At 52.1% G+C, this 15,674-nt stretch carries 15 protein-coding genes; 6 read left to right on the forward strand and 9 right to left on the reverse strand.

The window, feature by feature from the left end; all coding sequences use genetic code 11:
* Nucleotides 1-5: 5 nt before the first annotated feature.
* From A0W33_RS00375 to A0W33_RS00405, 7 genes are all read right to left on the reverse strand, one after another.
* Nucleotides 6-773 carry an ABC transporter permease gene (locus A0W33_RS00375; protein WP_068836320.1) on the reverse strand — a complete coding sequence of 256 codons (768 nt, stop codon included), beginning with the start codon at nt 771-773 and terminating at the stop codon, nt 6-8.
* The gene (locus A0W33_RS00380) at nt 770-1,483 is read right to left on the reverse strand and encodes an ABC transporter ATP-binding protein (protein ID WP_068836321.1); all 714 of its coding nucleotides are present in this window, start codon (nt 1,481-1,483) and stop codon (nt 770-772) included. The genes A0W33_RS00375 and A0W33_RS00380 overlap by 4 nt, the downstream gene beginning before the upstream one ends.
* Nucleotides 1,446-2,738: a nitrous oxide reductase family maturation protein NosD gene (locus A0W33_RS00385; RefSeq protein ID WP_068836322.1), complete on the reverse strand. Its 1,293-nt coding sequence runs from the start codon at nt 2,736-2,738 to the stop codon at nt 1,446-1,448. Before A0W33_RS00385 ends, A0W33_RS00380 begins: the two co-directional genes overlap by 38 nt.
* Nucleotides 2,722-3,186 carry a nitrous oxide reductase accessory protein NosL gene (locus tag A0W33_RS00390; RefSeq protein ID WP_068836323.1) on the reverse strand — a complete coding sequence of 155 codons (465 nt, stop codon included), beginning with the start codon at nt 3,184-3,186 and terminating at the stop codon, nt 2,722-2,724. The genes A0W33_RS00385 and A0W33_RS00390 overlap by 17 nt, the downstream gene beginning before the upstream one ends.
* Nucleotides 3,183-3,791, reverse strand: a complete 609-nt coding sequence (locus A0W33_RS00395; RefSeq protein WP_068836324.1) for a hypothetical protein — start codon at nt 3,789-3,791, stop codon at nt 3,183-3,185. Before A0W33_RS00395 ends, A0W33_RS00390 begins: the two co-directional genes overlap by 4 nt.
* 78 nt (nt 3,792-3,869) lie before the next feature.
* On the reverse strand, nt 3,870-5,909 hold the full coding sequence (nosZ, locus tag A0W33_RS00400; RefSeq protein ID WP_068836325.1) for a Sec-dependent nitrous-oxide reductase: 2,040 nt from the start codon (nt 5,907-5,909) through the stop codon (nt 3,870-3,872).
* Between the two features lie 27 nt (nt 5,910-5,936).
* Complete coding sequence (locus A0W33_RS00405) at nt 5,937-6,482, reverse strand: c-type cytochrome (RefSeq protein WP_068836326.1); 546 nt, start codon at nt 6,480-6,482, stop codon at nt 5,937-5,939.
* A gap of 165 nt (nt 6,483-6,647) precedes the next feature.
* Here A0W33_RS00405 and A0W33_RS00410 point away from each other — a divergent pair, with 165 nt between their 5' ends.
* The 6 genes from A0W33_RS00410 (at nt 6,648) to A0W33_RS00435 (ending at nt 13,831) form a co-directional block, all read left to right on the forward strand.
* Nucleotides 6,648-7,019, forward strand: a complete 372-nt coding sequence (locus A0W33_RS00410) for a hypothetical protein (protein WP_068836327.1) — start codon at nt 6,648-6,650, stop codon at nt 7,017-7,019.
* Nucleotides 7,020-7,070: 51 nt separating this feature from the next.
* A complete protein-coding gene (locus A0W33_RS00415; RefSeq protein ID WP_068836328.1) occupies nt 7,071-7,988 on the forward strand; it encodes a transporter family protein in 918 nt (305 codons plus the stop codon).
* An 87-nt stretch (nt 7,989-8,075) separates the two neighbouring features.
* Nucleotides 8,076-10,379 carry a nitric-oxide reductase large subunit gene (locus A0W33_RS00420; protein WP_068836329.1) on the forward strand — a complete coding sequence of 768 codons (2,304 nt, stop codon included), beginning with the start codon at nt 8,076-8,078 and terminating at the stop codon, nt 10,377-10,379.
* 492 nt (nt 10,380-10,871) lie between these two features.
* Nucleotides 10,872-12,347, forward strand: a complete 1,476-nt coding sequence (nirK, locus tag A0W33_RS00425; RefSeq protein WP_068836330.1) for a copper-containing nitrite reductase — start codon at nt 10,872-10,874, stop codon at nt 12,345-12,347.
* A gap of 11 nt (nt 12,348-12,358) precedes the next feature.
* Nucleotides 12,359-13,162 carry a formylglycine-generating enzyme family protein gene (locus A0W33_RS00430; protein ID WP_068836331.1) on the forward strand — a complete coding sequence of 268 codons (804 nt, stop codon included), beginning with the start codon at nt 12,359-12,361 and terminating at the stop codon, nt 13,160-13,162.
* 45 nt (nt 13,163-13,207) lie between these two features.
* Entirely contained in the window at nt 13,208-13,831 is a 624-nt protein-coding gene (locus A0W33_RS00435) for an SCO family protein (protein WP_068836332.1), read from the forward strand.
* Between the two features lie 103 nt (nt 13,832-13,934).
* Here the strand turns inward: A0W33_RS00435 and A0W33_RS00440 are convergent, their stop codons facing one another.
* On the reverse strand, nt 13,935-14,384 hold the full coding sequence (locus A0W33_RS00440) for an RrF2 family transcriptional regulator (RefSeq protein ID WP_068836333.1): 450 nt from the start codon (nt 14,382-14,384) through the stop codon (nt 13,935-13,937).
* A gap of 365 nt (nt 14,385-14,749) precedes the next feature.
* Entirely contained in the window at nt 14,750-15,670 is a 921-nt protein-coding gene (locus A0W33_RS00445; protein WP_068836334.1) for a universal stress protein, read from the reverse strand.
* Nucleotides 15,671-15,674 lie beyond the last annotated feature (4 nt).

Raw genomic sequence — 15,674 nt, forward strand, 5'->3', positions numbered from 1 at the left:
TGAAACTATAGATCCCGTTTCGTGAAAATTCTGCTGGAGCTTAGCAAAGGCAGGAGCACCCAGGCCAGCAGCAATCCAAAAGACATTCCTATTCCCAACAGGCTTCCGAAGATGCTCTTGTAGAGCGCACCGGTATAGCCCATTAGCGCCGACACATCCAGGTTCAGCAGTACCATGATCCGTCCCAGGTCTACCGGGTTTAGCGCCGTCATCGCCAGCGTGGCGTACTCCAGCGGGTAATCTGCAAAGGTGTAAAGTATAAACAGCACTATCCCATCGTAGAGCAGCGCAAAGTAAAACCACAGCATCAGCGCGATGCCAATGCCTTTGGCTTTATCACGGGTGATAACGGAGGATAGAAACGCCAGCGCCACAAAAATAAAGGTGATAAAGATGCCCGTCAGCAGCAGGTACAAGCCTGTAAGGCTGGCCCCGAAAAGCAGCACCGGCAGCCCCACCCCCACCCAAAAAGCGGCAGAAAGCGACAAGGCAACCCCAAAGAACTCGCCCAGGAAAATCTTGCGGCGGTTGATCGGCTGAGCTACCAGCAGCTCCATAAACTCGTAGGAGTTGTAAAAGTGCGTGGTGGCAAACACAATGCTGATAAGCGGCACTGTGAGTATTATTAAATTCAGCAGGCTTAGAATGCCTTTATCCGGACTGCCTCCCAGGTTAAACAAGCCGATGGAAAGCAGCAGCAGAAACACCGTGTAGGCAATAATGATCTTGCTTTTAACAATGTCGTAAAGCACGTATTTGATAATTTTGCTCATGGCTTAACCTCCTCATTCATAATTTTGGCGATGGCCTTGCTTAGGCGCTCTTCGTTTGTCTGCTGCTTCAGGCTGCTGATGGTCTCGTAGAATTTCACGTGGCCGTCCACCAGGCACATCACCTCATCGGCCACCTCCTCCACTTCGCTCATGATGTGCGATGTGATCAACACCAGTTTCCCTTTTTTGCGCTCCTTCAAGATTTTGCACTTCAGAATTTCTGCAGAAATCGGGTCGAGGCCGGCAGTTGGTTCATCCAGGATCAGCACCTGCGGGTTGAACATAAAAGCCAGCGCCGCACTTACTTTCTGCTTGGTGCCGCCAGACAAGGCGCCCATGCGTTTGTCGTACATCTCCTTCAGCCTGTACAACCCAATCAGCTCCTCATCTACTTCCTTCACATCCTTGCGAATGTCGCGCATCATCTCGATCACCTGCCGGATCGTCATGTTCTCGGGGTAGCGGCCAATTTGGGACATATAGCCAATCTGCCTGCGGTAGGCATGTTGCTTCAGAACGCTTTTGCCATTCATTTTTATATCGCCGCTGTCGGGCAGCACCATGCCCAGGATGCACTTGCTCACGGTGGTTTTGCCGGCGCCGTTCGGTCCGATAATGGAGATCACTTTGCCTGCAGCAAAGGTTACACTCACATCCTGGAGCACCTGCAGTTTACCGTAGGACTTGCGTAAGTTTTCTATCGTTATCATGGTCAATCTTCTTCATTAAGGGGAATTTATCTACCAGGTGCTCAGGTATGATGCTCGGCAGCACTTTCTCCATGTTATCCAACAGGTTTACCATAAAACTGCGCATCAGCATCACCGAAGGCGGCACCTGCTCCACCAGCATGGCATACAAACTCACCGGCCGGTAGGGCACATCTCCTACTTTGTCTTTGTTCAGGTCGTAGCCGGTATACTTCTCCCAATAGTTGTTTTCGAAGTAATTGTACTGCGATTTGCCATTGGTGCTGACATCAAAGGAGTTGCCGGTAAAGTTGTTCAACCGGAACGTGTCCTCTATGCAGGTCGTCATCAGCTTGATGGCCCAGCCGTTGCGCTCAAAATCGTTGTGTTTAATGTCCAGTCGGCTGGAGCTTTCCATGTGTATGGCCGTGGTGTTGCGGCGGAAGAGGTTGTGGTGAATCACACTGTTGTTTATTTCTTTCAGGAGCAGCCCGTAAGAAGCGGCACCCCAGTTATCTTCAAACGTGTTGTGCTCCATCCGCACGTTTCGTGTATACATCACCGCCACGCCCGCCCCGTTTTTCCGGAAGGTATTGTACGTATAGGTATTGCCATCTGAGAACATAAAGTGCAGCCCATAGCGTAGGTTCTTATGGCTTGTATTGCGGTGCACCTGACTGTTTTTCACCACTTCTAGGTAAATACCGTCGCGGTGGCCCTGCACGTTGTTGCCGCTTATCTCCACCTCGTCGGTATAGTATAAATGGATGGCGTTTCCTAAGGCCGACTCATTCCGGTCAGTGTTATCACCCAATATATTATTGTTTTTGATGAGAACTTTTTCCGAATTCTGCAGGTAAATGCCATAGTATGTCTTCAGAATGGTGTTGCCGACAATGCGGATGTTCTGGCGCCCCATTACCCTAATCGCGGCATCGTCGCGAGTGTAGCTGGTGGCCACATTCTTAAGCGTGAGCCCCAGTATGGTTACATTGTCAGCCGTTACGGTCAGGAGCTGGCCGGTAAAGTTGCCATCAATTACGGCGTTGTTCTGACCGATCAGCGTTAATGGCTTGTTAATATCTATTCCGGATTCCCTGTACACCCCACCGGAAACAAGTATGGTGTCGCCTGGATTGGCTTTTTGCACCGCCTGCTTCACCGAAGTATAGCGACAGGTTTTGCACACCTTCAGTGTACTGCCGAAGGCATTTGGAGCCAGCAACAGTAGTATAAAGGTGCAGGTAAGTATAAAGGTGTTACTTAAATTTTTCATCGTTCTGTACGGCTAATAGCACCTGGTCCCAGGATAATACCTGCCCCCCCAGTTGCTGTTGCATCTCTCCTGCGGTCGCCGCTTCTGCCAGCGCAGTCAGGTTCATTCCCATGGGGCTTGGCAGCGCCTCGCTTTGCAGAAAGTATGCCTTTTGCGCCTCTATCAGCTCCTCGGGGTTTGTGTAGTTGGTGACCATCAGGAAGGCGGCCTTATTCCCCAGCTCAGGCTGGTCTACCACGTAGGCAGCCAGACACTCGGCAGAGTCAAAAAAATAAGCCCTGCCCTTATCGTTCACCAGCTCTGCGCCATACCGTTTGTCAGACAGCGTCATGCTGCAGTGGGCGCAGTTGGCGGCACCGTACGCAATCGGCTTCGGCTCAACGCTGCAGCCTGCCAGCAGGAAAAGCAGCATCAGCAGGCTCAAAGAATCTTGAATGACTTGTTTCATACCAGTACATTTTTTCGATTTATACTTGCTGTTTTGTTTGTGTTGCGGCTTAGGAAGTATACCAGCCCTGCCAGCACCACCGCCAGGAAAACACCCAAACTTCCCCAACCTGGCAACGACAGTGCATCGAAGTTGAGCAACTGTTTACTGCCCAGCAGGGGCGGGATGTACGTCATGCCAGGTACCTTTATCGGCGCTTCGGGATTCAGGTTGGTTCCGAATTTGTGCAGCCACATGTAAAAGTCGAACAGGCCCACGGCACCGGCCAGCAGCAGCAGCATAGTCCAGTAAAGCACCAGCCGCCTTCTGCCCAGCAGGGCAAGGGTTACGCCCGCCACCATAAAGAAAACTACCACGTAGGGCATAATCTTCAACTCGGCAAATGATTCGGCGTGTATTGGCTCCATCCCGATGTAGTGGTTCAGGATGTTGAAATTCTGCAGCACGCTTTCAGAGCTGCCGGAAATCTTGTTTACCCAGATGTGCAGCTCCAGCCCTTCCGGGTACTGGGGAGCGTTGAGGTAAATCTTCCACATCGGAAAGAAAAACAAAAGCCCAAGTGACAAGCCCGCCAGCAGCATCAGCACTTTATGGGAGGTTTTCATCTTTGCACTGTTTAAGGTGAAATAAAAACAGCGGAGGCCTGCCCGGGGCAACCTCCGCTGTCTTGCCCGTTTAAAGCATTATTTGCTTACAGAGGCTGTTGCTGGCGGTACCGGCTTTTTCTCTCCGGTAGAGAAGCTGATCGGTACTTTAGATCCTCTCGGGGAAACCCGTACGTAGCCTTGCATCTCCTGGTGCAGCGCAGAGCAGAAGTCAGTGCAGTAGAACGGGTAGATACCAGCCTGCTGTGGCACCCACTTAAGGGTTTGGGTGGCTCCCGGCATGATCAGCGTTTCGGCGTTATTGGCACCCATTATTGCGAATCCGTGCGGTACATCCCAGTCCTGCTCCAGGTTTGTCACGTGGAAGAGCACCGTGTCGCCAACCTGCACCCCTTCAATGTTATCCGGTGTGAAGTGGCTTCGGATGGAGGTCATATTGATCTTCACGTTTCTGCCGTTTCTGGTCACGCTCACGTCTTTCTCGCTCTTTACGGCTTCAGGGTGGGTGTTCTCATCCAGTTTGAAGAACTTCACGCTGTTCGGCGCCACTAAATCAGCCCGTATACCTTGGGCGTAGTGCGGTTCAGCCACTGTCGGGAAGTCGAGGAGCATCTTCATTTTTTCGCCGCTGATGTCGATCAACTGCGCAGAGTGCATCAATTCAGGACCTGTAGGCAGGAAACGGTCTTTTGTGATCTTGTTCATCACCACCATGTACTTGCCGTATGGTTCCCGTGTATCGCCACCCGGAATCATCAGGTGACCCGGAGAGTAGTACACCGGCATTCTGTCTTTCACCTGGAAGTCCTTCAGGCTCCACTTCACTACCTCAGAAGACACGAACATGGTAGAGTAGGCATTGCCCTTGCCATCAAATTCGGTGTGCAGCGGCCCTAGGCCCGGCTCCTTCACTTCGGCTGCCAGCACAGACTCATACTTGAGCACCGGAATACCGTTCACCTCACCATCAAAATCCTTGTTCTTGATAGCCTTCTGCATTTTGGAGAACGCGAACACTGGCAGCGATGAGGCCAGTTTGCCGTTCACCACCATGTACTCGCCAGTTGGGTCCACGTCAATACCGTGCGGCGACTTAGGCGCAGGCAGCAGGTACATCATACCCGGGCAATCCTCTGGCAGCAGGTAGCGCACTGTTTTCTTCACCGTAGATTTGGCGATGTGCGAGTTGTGGTCCATCTTGTTATGATAGTAGTTGGCCGGCATTTCCTTTGCCTTGCCCTCTGCCGCATACTTGGCAGCGAGTTTCCAGTTGATGGCAGCCAGATAATCCCTGTCGTTCTGGGAGGCACCAAGCTCTTTCAGCGTGGCAGATTTCTCAGTATTGTAGGTTGTAAAGAACACCCAGTCTTCAGAAGGGCCTTTACCGCCGTTAGCCAGGTCATAGTCGAAGCCAGGTACCAGGATCTGGAAGTCCAGTTCCATGTCGCCATGCTCCTTGTCTACCTTGATGAAAGAAATAGAGCCTCTGAACTTGTCCTTATAGTCGTTCAGGCTCACGTCCTGTGTTCCGCCTTTCATGTCGAGCGGCACACTGAAGCGTGTTCCGGCCAGCACATACTCGTTGTTGTTCGTAGGATAAGGTGAGCAGTGGTTACCGGCGCTGTTCGGGATTTCCATGATCTCCACCGTCTCGAAAGTCTTCAGGTCAACCCGGGCCACGCGCGGTGTGTTGTTACCGTTAACGAAGAGCCAGCGTCCGTCTGCCATGCCGTCGGCGCGGGAGAGCTTCGGGTGGTGCAGGTCGTCCCAGGGCACAAAGCCGTGGGAAGTCATCAGCATCGCTTTCGATTCCTCGTTGTAGCCGTAGCCGTTCTCCGCGAACTGGGTGAACACCGGTATGATCTTCAGCAGCCTGCCAGAGGGAATACCGTAAACCGATACCTGCCCGTTGAAGCCGCCAGAGAGAAAAGAGTATAGCTCATCGTGCTCGCCAGGGGCCACGTAAACGGCGGTTGCGGCATCGGCCGACACAGCTTCGTCTTTGCTGTTTCCTTGCTCCGTGCCACTACAGCCTTGGAACGCCGCGCCGGCTGCCAGCGCCATCAGCAGCGTCATCTTAAGCGCCGCTGCTTTTAATTTATTGATCAGGGTTTCCATATAAGTAAGGTTATGGTCGTGTGTTTCTTATCCTTCGGTGTCGTTCTTTCTCAGGAACTCCAGCAGTGCGCGGGCATCCGGTTCGTTAATGTTCTGGTTCGTCATCTGGGTCAGGTGCTCGGCCAGCAGTTTTTTCGCTTCAGGGTCTTTTTTGGTCATCTCCTCAGGGTTGATGATCATGTTCATTACCCACTCAGGCTTGCGGCGCTCTGTAACCCCAGCCAGTCCCGGACCTACAATCTTCTGGTCTGACAACTGATGACAGGCTGCGCACTTACCCTCGAAGATGGCCTGGCCATTTGCGGCGAGTGCCTCATCCACCTGCTCCCCCAGCGCTACTGTTTTAACCGGGCCTATTCCCTTGCCGTCATCGGCTGCAGGAGCTTCGGCTTTCGCTGTGGCATCTTCCAAAACGCCATTTTCCGCTTTGTAACCGTCGTAGTAGTTCTCGCTTTCGCCTGATGAGCAGCTAAAAAGCATGGCACCGCAAAGTATAGCCGTAGCGCTTCCTTTGATCGCAGGTAACAGGCTTTGTCTCAGCAGACTTCCCAGGCTTGTTTGTATTTTTTTCATGGTGGCAAAATTTAAGTGTTCGGATTGTATTTGTGTTTTGCTATGGTTCAAAGGTATTGTCGGATTGGGGGATAATAGAAGACCTAAATCTCTTTTAGTAATGACTCTTGTCATTTTCCATCTTGCCCTGCCGCAGGACATTTGTACCGAACAAATGGAATAGAAATGAAACGGCTGGCCTGGATATTTCTGGTGATTGGTGCAGTGGCTCAGCCAATGGGCAACACGGGCGCTTACCTGCTTTTCCAGGCAAACCACGCCTACATTAGCAAGTACCTGTGTGAGCAGCGCGAGGTGCAAGGTTCCGATTGCGAGGGCAGTTGCTATTTAAAGCGGAAGCTGCAGAAAGAGGCGGAGCAGGAAAGCCAGCTGCAGCAGCGGATGGATATCTCCATACCCGATCAGTTATTTCAACTGCACGAAGTTAGCCTCACGGTAGAAACACCCGGTAAAGCGACTCCCTACACTTTAGAAGTATACTCCTCCCCGGACTTCACATTGTTCCACCCTCCCCAAAGGCATGACTTTATTTCCTGAAAGGTGCCAGCAGGCACCTCATCCTTATTTAACCCATTAAAATCACAAGTCATGAAAAAGCTATTTATACTTGCCCTAGCCTTTGCAGGCATAAGTTTCACCAGCCAGGCCTGCGACGGCGGCTGCACCATGGGAGGAAGCTACCTGGGCATTCTGCCTCAGGTGCACAAAAACCTGTTTGGCGTACGCTACCTGAACAGCTCCTACACCATTACCAGCACCTATACCCACTTGCATGATGGGGTACCGGAGACACACCACGAGCAAACAGATAATATTTTCCGCACCGCCGAGCTTTGGGGCCGCTATACCCCAATAAGGGGAATGCAGGTATTCGCCTTTGTGCCTTACCGCTTTAACGAGCACGTGATGCCTGACATGACGCACCGCAGCAGCGGCCTTGGGGATGTGACCCTGCTGGCCAACTATGCGGTAATCAATACCGGCGACAGCCTGAATTATACCTTAAAGCACACCTTGCGCGTGGGCGGCGGCATCAAATTGCCCACAGGCTCCTTTTCTTCCGGCCACGATCATGGCCCTGTCAGCATGCAGCCCGGCACCGGCAGCACCGACTATATCGTAACCGGCATTTACACCATCCGCTTTGATAAGCTCGGCCTGAACTCAGATGTGACTTACAATCGCAACAACAAGAACAGCGCCGGCTATCAGTTTGGCAATTGCCTTAGCGCCTCCTCCAACCTGTTTTACTGGCAGAATATGGGCAGTGAAGTTACGCTACTGCCCAGCGCCGGCCTCTACTACGAAAAGGCAGAGGCAGACAAAGTAAGCGGCGAGGTGAACGCGCAAACGGGGGACGAGAGCATGTATGGCAACCTGGGACTGAGCGTGTACCTGCAGAACTTCTCGGTAAGCGCCATGCTGCAGAAAAACATCAGCACCACCACCAACCGCGATACCAAAGGAAACAGCCGCACGCAACTTGGCGTCGCCTACCTTTTTTAAGCCAGCAACAACCCGGAACTAACACAACCTGATTCTATACTTCCTACACTTAAACAAAAAGCATCAAACACTTAAACACTAAATGCCATGAAATACAAAAAGCTCTGGCTGGGATTTTTAGCCGTGATAGTCGGCTCCTTCGCTGTTCTCGGGTACTACGGTTCCGAGATTTACCGGGAGGCGCCTCCCATTCCAAAACAAGTTGTCACTGCCTCAGGTAAGGTGATCTTCACTCAGGAGGATATACAGGATGGCCAGAACGTATGGCAGTCTATAGGCGGGCAGGAATTAGGTTCTATCTGGGGCCACGGCGCCTACGTTGCACCTGATTGGAGCGCCGAATGGCTGCACAAAGAGGCGCTTTACTTTGTGAACGTTTGGGCGCAGCAGGAAAAAGGCGTTCCATACGACGAACTGGATGAGGAGCTGCAAGCCATGCTGCAGGCCCGTCTGCAGAAGCAGATCCGCGCTAATACTTACAATCCGGCAACAGGTGTTCTCACCATTTCTGACCTGCGTGCCGAGGCCATAGCCGATGTAAGTGCGCACTATACTGCCCTCTTCACAGATGATCCGGCCCTGGCTGAACACCGCGATGCCTACGCCATGGCCGACAATACGGTGAAAGATCCGGAGCGCATGCGTAAGCTGAATGCCTTCTTCTTCTGGACTTCCTGGGCCTGCATAACCGAACGCCCCGGTCAGGCAATTACCTACACCAACAACTGGCCTGCAGATAAACTGGTGGGCAACGAACCAAGCTCATACCTCATCATCTGGACAGGCTTCAGTGTGATTATACTTATTGCGGGTGTTGGTTTGCTGGCCTACTATTATGCCTCTAACAAAGAGGATGAGATTGACCATTCCAAACTGCCGAAGCAGGACCCGCTGTTGGGTCTCAAAGCTACGCCATCCATGAAGGCGACGCTAAAGTACATCTGGATTGTGACAGCCCTGATTGTGGTGCAGGTGACGTTGGGCGTGGTAACGGCGCACTACGGTGTGGAAGGACAGGCGCTTTATGGCTTCCCGCTGGCTGATTACCTACCCTACTCTATTACACGCACCTGGCACGTGCAGCTGGCCATTTTCTGGATTGCTACTTCCTGGCTTGCTACGGGTCTATACATCGCCCCGGCTGTGTCTGGTTATGAGCCGAAGTTCCAGAAGCTGGGCGTTGACTTTCTGTTTATCTGCCTACTCATAATTGTGGCTGGCTCACTGGCCGGGCAGTGGTACGGCGTGATGCAAAAACTGGGCTACGGCGAGAACTTCTGGTTCGGACACCAAGGCTATGAGTATGTAGACCTGGGCCGTTTCTGGCAGATCTTCCTGCTGGTGGGGCTGTTCCTGTGGCTGGGGCTGATGGTGCGCGCCATTATGCCTGCCTTTAAAAACGATGTCGAAGGGCGCCACCTGCTGGGCATGTTCCTGATCTCGTCGGCTGCCATCGCCATTTTCTACGCCTCCGGCCTGATGTGGGGCCAGCACACCAACCTGGCCATTGCCGAGTACTGGCGCTGGTGGGTGGTGCACCTGTGGGTAGAAGGCTTCTTTGAGGTGTTTGCCACTGTGGTGATTGCGTTCCTGTTCGTGCGCATGGGCCTGCTGGAAACAAAAATGGCGACGGCTACCGTGCTGTTCTCCACCATCATTTTCCTGTTCGGCGGTATCATCGGCACCTTCCACCACTTATACTTCAGCGGCACACCAACTTCGGTGATGGCACTGGGAGCCACCTTCAGCGCTCTGGAAGTAGTACCGCTCGTGCTAATTGGTTTTGAAGCATACCACAACCTGGAGATCAGCCGCGCCACCCAGTGGATCAAAGCCTACAAATGGCCAATATACTGCTTCATAGCGGTTGCGTTCTGGAACCTGGTAGGTGCCGGCGTATTCGGTTTCGTAATCAACCCGCCGATTGCGCTTTACTATATGCAAGGGCTTAATACTACGCCTGTACACGCCCACACCGCCTTGTTTGGTGTGTACGGCATGCTGGGTATTGGTTTGATGCTGTTCGTGGTGAAATGTCTCTCTGCCCGCCGCCGCTGGAAGGACGGTGTGATCAGCTTTGCGTTCTGGTCTATCAATATCGGCCTGATGCTAATGGTGCTGATCAGTGTGCTGCCAATCGGTCTGCTGCAGACATGGGCCAGTGTGGAGTACGGCCTGTGGTACGCCCGCTCTATGGAGTTTATGCAAACCGACACCATGGAAATTCTGCGCTGGCTGCGCGTGGTGGGTGATACCATCTTCGCGGGTGGTGTAGTGGCCCTGGCCTGGTTCATCATCGGTCTGAAAACCGGGTGGTCGCTGGAAGAGGACACCGATGTTTCACTGGAGGATTACCCTTCTTCTGAAGTTAAAAAAGAAGCCAAGTCTTAGTTTTAATGCCCTAGGCAGTGCATGATCTTAGCACTGCGCTTACACATCAGAATACAAACTTAATAGGGAATGCCCTGGCACCACAGCCAGGGCTTTCTGTCTTTATACCTAAACCAACATCATAAAGCGGTAGAGTTAGCTATCTAACCCTTACTTTACTTGGTAGCACAAGTTTGTAGCCGGCAGCATGTTTAGAACTGGTATAAGCTTGTACAATTGCTTTGCAGTAGTTAACACCATGGCCGTCCACCTCCGGAGGACGCTTCTGCCCTTACTTTCATAGCCTCCCTTAACTTCCGCCAACAGACAATTCGGGAAAAACACTTATTTCAAAAGTGATAGAAAAGAAAGTCACCTCATATACGAAAAGGAGTCTTCTGCTAGCTTAAAAACCATAGTGACAACCGTCATTAAAGCTCATGACGGGCATCATGAAATAAAAGAGTGCCAGCTCTTTATTTAGCACTATCAATCCTACCACAACCCTACGTCATGAAAAGGTCATCTATCACCAGAAAATTGCAGCTGCTGGCAATCGCCATCTACTGCGCCGGTATTCTCGGCGCATGCAGCACACAAACCACAGAGGCAGAAAAAGCCTTGACAGCAGGCACCAGCAGCTCAAAAGAACTTCCTGTCATTGAGGCAGAGCTGACAGCCCCTCCGCTAGTTCCCGCCCCCATCACCCGCAAGCACCCTGCAAAGGTGGTGGTGCGCCTTGAGGTAACAGAGGTGGTTCAAAAGCTGGCTGATGGTGTGGATTATACTTTCTGGACGTTTGGTGGATCCGTTCCGGGCAAGTTCATTCGCATTAGGCAAAACGATGAGGTGGAGTTTCACCTCATGAACCACCCCGACAGCAAGAACCCGCACAACATCGACCTGCACGCCGTGACAGGCCCAGGTGGTGGCGCGGCTTCTACGTTCACGGCGCCAGGACACGAAACCGTGTTCTCCTTCAAAGCCCTGAACCCGGGCCTGTATGTTTACCACTGTGCCACCGCACCGGTGGGTATGCACATCGCCAACGGTATGTACGGGCTTATACTTGTAGAGCCGGAAGAAGGGCTGCCGAAGGTAGACAAAGAGTACTACGTGATGCAGGGCGACTTCTACACCAAAGGAGGTTTTGGGGATGCCGGTCTGCAACCGTTTGACATGGGCAAAGCCCTGGACGAAAATCCGACTTACGTGGTGTTCAATGGCTCCGTGGGTGCGCTTAATGGCGACAATGCCCTTACCGCTAAAACTGGCGAAACAGTGCGCCTCTTTGTAGGCAACGGTGGCCCGAACCTGGTGTCTTCCTTCCATGTGATCGGCGAGATCTTCGACAAAGTGTATTCTGAGGGCGGTTCTAAAACAAACTTGAACGTGCAGACAACCCTGGTCCCAGCCGGTGGCTCCGCCATCACCGAGTTCAAGGCTGATGTGCCGGGCACTTATATCCTGGTAGACCACTCCATCTTCAGGGCCTTCAACAAAGGCGCGCTAGGCATGCTGAAAGTAGAAGGACCGGAATACAAAGACATCTACTCTGGCCAGATCATGGATAAAGTATACTTACCTGAGGGCGCAACCATACAGGAAATGCCGCTGGCAAAAGCACCTACCGCACCTGTGGCAGCCAACAAAGACCAGCGACTGGCACTTGGCAAGGCTGTGTTTGTACAGAACTGCCAGGCTTGCCACCAGGCTGAAGGTCAGGGTATCAAAGGCGCCTTCCCTCCCCTTGCCAAATCTGATTACCTGAATGCTGATGTGGACAGATCCATCGGGGTGATTGCACATGGTTTAGAGGGGCAGATTAAGGTGAACGGCGAGCTTTACAATAGCACCATGCCGAAGCTGAAGCTGACAGACGAGGAGATTGCCAACGTGATGACCTTTATACTGAACAACTGGGGCAACAAAGGCGGTGAGGTAACAACACAGCAGGTAGCCAAAGCAAAGGCCAGTAACAAGCATTAACATCTAAAACCATGGCCCGACAGCTTTTGATTTTCCTATTGCTCTGGAGCAGCAGCCTGCTGGAAACGGCACAGCAAAGCGGTACTGCAGCGATGGCCAGAATAAAGAGCGGCACGTTTGTGCCGCTCTATGGTTCTGAAAAAGAACCTGTAGCGGTACAAGGCTTTCAGCTAGATAAATACCCTGTTACCAACGCAGAATTCCTCGCTTTCGTGAAGCAGAACCCGCAGTGGCAGAAGTCAAAGGTGAAGCGTTTGTTTGCCGATCAGAATTACCTCCGCCATTGGGCATCGGATGCAAGTATAGGCGCAGAGGCTGCCAAGATCAGCAACAGTCCGGTGATCAACGTGTCGTGGTTTGCGGCCAAGGCTTATTGCGAGTGCCAGGGAAAACGGCTGCCAACGGTGAACGAATGGGAGTATGCCGCACTGGCCTCCGAAACAAAACCCGATGCCACCAACGACGAGCGCTTTTACCAGCGCAGCCTAGAGTGGTATAGCCAGCCAAACCCGCAGTACCTGCCGCCTGTGCAAAAGAGTTTCCGCAACTACTATGGTGTCTTTGGCATGATTGGCCTGGTCTGGGAATGGACAGCAGATTTTAACTCAGCCATGCTGGTAGTCGATGCCCGCGGTACAGGCAAAAACGGGGAGCAGCAGTTTTGCGGCGGCGGTTCCAGCAATGCCACTGACCTGAAGAACTATGTTGCCTTCATGCGGTACGCCTTCCGCTCCAGCCTTAAGGCCAACTACACCGTGGGAAACCTCGGTTTCCGTTGCGCCCAAAGCACTAAAGCACAGGTAGCCCGCCGCTAGAAGGCAACAGAAGTATAAATTAAACAGCCTAAAAACAAAAAATGCATGAAACGCTTCACCTATCCTCTACTTCTCGCCTTTGGTTTCGGATTGGCTGCCTGTCAGCCGAACGACCAGCATATGGCTACACCAGCCACATCCAAAACGCAGGCGCAGCAAAGAGGGGCCCTGACGGACATGTCGCTGTACCACCTGGATGCGGAGTGGACAGACCAGCAGGGGCAGCTTGTGAAGCTGGAGAAGCTGCGGGGAAAAGTGCAGTTGGTTTCGATGATCTACACCAGTTGTAGCTATGCCTGCCCCAGAACCATGGAGGACCTGAAAGTACTCGAAAGCCGTCTGAGCAAGTATAGCGACACTGAATTGGGCATCGTGCTCGTCACCATCGACCCTGCCAACGACACGCCAGAAAAGCTGAAGCTGTTTGCGAAGGGCCACAACCTCAACCCAGCCAAATGGAACCTGCTCACCAGCGAACCAGAGAACATACAGGAACTGGCAGCATTACTGCATGTGAAGTATAAGAACGACTTCAAGGGAAACATTTCCCACTCCAACACAATTTCGGTGCTCAATGCGGCGGGAGAGTTAGTTTACCAGCAGCAGGGCCTTGGTACTTCACCAGACGAAACAGTGAAAGCCATCGAGGCCCTCTCCCATACGTTATAACCCACAGGTTTAACGAAAGCAGAACTGCTCTGATTTCTTCGCTCCAAAATAGAGCGCAACCACTTTGTGGCGGAACTGGCTCAGCCGCGGCACACGTACCCCACTACCAATCAGCTCCTAAAGCATTATTAATGTAAGAGGAACCGTCTTTCACCCCACCTGCCAGCTGCCCAAGGGTTGTGCTCTGAAAAACATCCAGCAGTGCTTCCCGCGCTACTTTAAAGGTAGCGTGCATGGGGCAGGGATGTACTTCGGAGCACTGCCTGAGCCCAAGACCACACTCCTGGAAAATGGCCATGCCATCGATAGCATTCACGATATGAATGATGGGTTGGTCCAGCTGAAATCGCTCCACATAAAAACCACCATGTGGCCCCTTTTGGGAGGTGATGATGTGTTGCTTGTTCAGTAGCTGCAGGATTTTGCCTGTGAAAGCCTCGGGTGCATCCACCTCCTTCGCGATTTCCTTTACGCTCAGCTTTACCCCATCACTGGCTTTGAGCGCAACGTAAGCTGCCGCCCGAATGCCATATTTACACGTTTTAGATAACATCTAATCTCTCTTACCTCTGATGATTTGTTCACCTGACAATCTCTGTTCCTGCTGATGGATGTAACGTAAAAGACTTTGCTTCGGCTATGACATCACTACTCACTGCCAGCGCTATTCCGTTGTGTACCAGCTATGCTTATTCTCCTTCACAACAGTACAAGCTCCAATGCCGGCTATATGTTTAAAGAGGTCTTCGCTTTGACCACCGCCCTGAATTGCTTACAATTCAGCAGTACTTTGAATTTGCCGCTCCTCCTTTATCTGATTTGAAACACATATTAGGTATAAAAATACCCTCATCAGTTTGAAGTGATGAGGGTATTTTGTTTAGGTGGCGCTTGAAAAGCTATTGAAGACCGCTCCTACTACACAAAAACCTGCTGGTATGCAGGTGCTTCTGCTTGTAGTGCTGTTTTTTTGCTGGCACAATTGGCGCAGCAGCCTGAGCAGGGCTTTTTCTTTTGCTGCCTGAACGTTAAGATTGGGTTGCGGGTGTGGTAGGCCATTGTTTTAATGTAGTTGCTGCTGAACAGACGTTTAAGCATGAAATTATCCTGCGTGGCCAGTACGAGCATGCTGGCGGCAGACCTCTCGGCAAAGTCACTGATGCCCTCCAGGGTATCTTCCTCCTCCAGCATTTTCAGCGTCACATTTTTGCCGCTAAGCTTTTTCTCTATCGCCAGCATGGCGGCTTTGTAGCTGCTTAGCTGCTGGCGCTCTGCTTTGGTGTATACCTGCACCAGTGTCAGCCGGGCAGCGGCCTGCTCGGCAAAAGCCACGATCTGCTCCTGCACGTGGGCCTCTTGGTCGGTGAAGTCGGTGGCAAACACCAAGTTCTCCAGCTTTTTATAGGTAGCCGTGCACGGCACCACCATCACCGGGCATTTGACCAATTCCATAATGGCGGCTGCGTTATCCGGGTCATTGTGCCCTTCTTCCTGGTGCAGCACACACGTCTCCATCAGCACCATATCTATGGCATACTCCCTGATGATAACATTTATACACTCACGCAGTTGGCCCGGCCGCACCACGCACTGAAAAGGCACTTGTTTGGCTCCCGACATTTGCTCCTCTCCTAGAATGCGCATACTGAACGTGCGCAGTTGCTGCAGGAAGCTGCTTTGCTGGGTAAAGGTTAGCTCGTTGGTATGGGAATTTTGCAACAGCAGCAGCTCTGCCCCAAGGGCATTGGCTAAGTGCCCGGCATAGCGCAGCAACTTTTTGCCTGCTTTGTCGAACTTTACAGGCACTAATACGCGCTTCACATTTTTTGTCTTGCACATAGTT

Origin of the sequence: Pontibacter akesuensis, from assembly GCF_001611675.1 — a bacterium.
Taxonomy (GTDB): domain Bacteria; phylum Bacteroidota; class Bacteroidia; order Cytophagales; family Hymenobacteraceae; genus Pontibacter; species Pontibacter akesuensis.

Coding starts and splice junctions, on each gene's coding strand:
- A0W33_RS00440 (WP_068836333.1), bottom strand. CDS start 14,384: ATGTTATCTAAAACGTGTAAATATGGCATTCGGGCGGCAGCTTACGTT.
- A0W33_RS00405 (WP_068836326.1), bottom strand. CDS start 6,482: ATGAAAAAAATACAAACAAGCCTGGGAAGTCTGCTGAGACAAAGCCTG.
- A0W33_RS00430 (WP_068836331.1), top strand. CDS start 12,359: ATGGCCCGACAGCTTTTGATTTTCCTATTGCTCTGGAGCAGCAGCCTG.
- A0W33_RS00385 (WP_068836322.1), bottom strand. CDS start 2,738: ATGAAAAATTTAAGTAACACCTTTATACTTACCTGCACCTTTATACTA.
- nosZ (WP_068836325.1), bottom strand. CDS start 5,909: ATGGAAACCCTGATCAATAAATTAAAAGCAGCGGCGCTTAAGATGACG.
- A0W33_RS00390 (WP_068836323.1), bottom strand. CDS start 3,186: ATGAAACAAGTCATTCAAGATTCTTTGAGCCTGCTGATGCTGCTTTTC.
- A0W33_RS00380 (WP_068836321.1), bottom strand. CDS start 1,483: ATGATAACGATAGAAAACTTACGCAAGTCCTACGGTAAACTGCAGGTG.
- A0W33_RS00445 (WP_068836334.1), bottom strand. CDS start 15,670: ATGTGCAAGACAAAAAATGTGAAGCGCGTATTAGTGCCTGTAAAGTTC.
- nirK (WP_068836330.1), top strand. CDS start 10,872: ATGAAAAGGTCATCTATCACCAGAAAATTGCAGCTGCTGGCAATCGCC.
- A0W33_RS00375 (WP_068836320.1), bottom strand. CDS start 773: ATGAGCAAAATTATCAAATACGTGCTTTACGACATTGTTAAAAGCAAG.
- A0W33_RS00415 (WP_068836328.1), top strand. CDS start 7,071: ATGAAAAAGCTATTTATACTTGCCCTAGCCTTTGCAGGCATAAGTTTC.
- A0W33_RS00435 (WP_068836332.1), top strand. CDS start 13,208: ATGAAACGCTTCACCTATCCTCTACTTCTCGCCTTTGGTTTCGGATTG.
- A0W33_RS00410 (WP_068836327.1), top strand. CDS start 6,648: ATGAAACGGCTGGCCTGGATATTTCTGGTGATTGGTGCAGTGGCTCAG.
- A0W33_RS00395 (WP_068836324.1), bottom strand. CDS start 3,791: ATGAAAACCTCCCATAAAGTGCTGATGCTGCTGGCGGGCTTGTCACTT.
- A0W33_RS00420 (WP_068836329.1), top strand. CDS start 8,076: ATGAAATACAAAAAGCTCTGGCTGGGATTTTTAGCCGTGATAGTCGGC.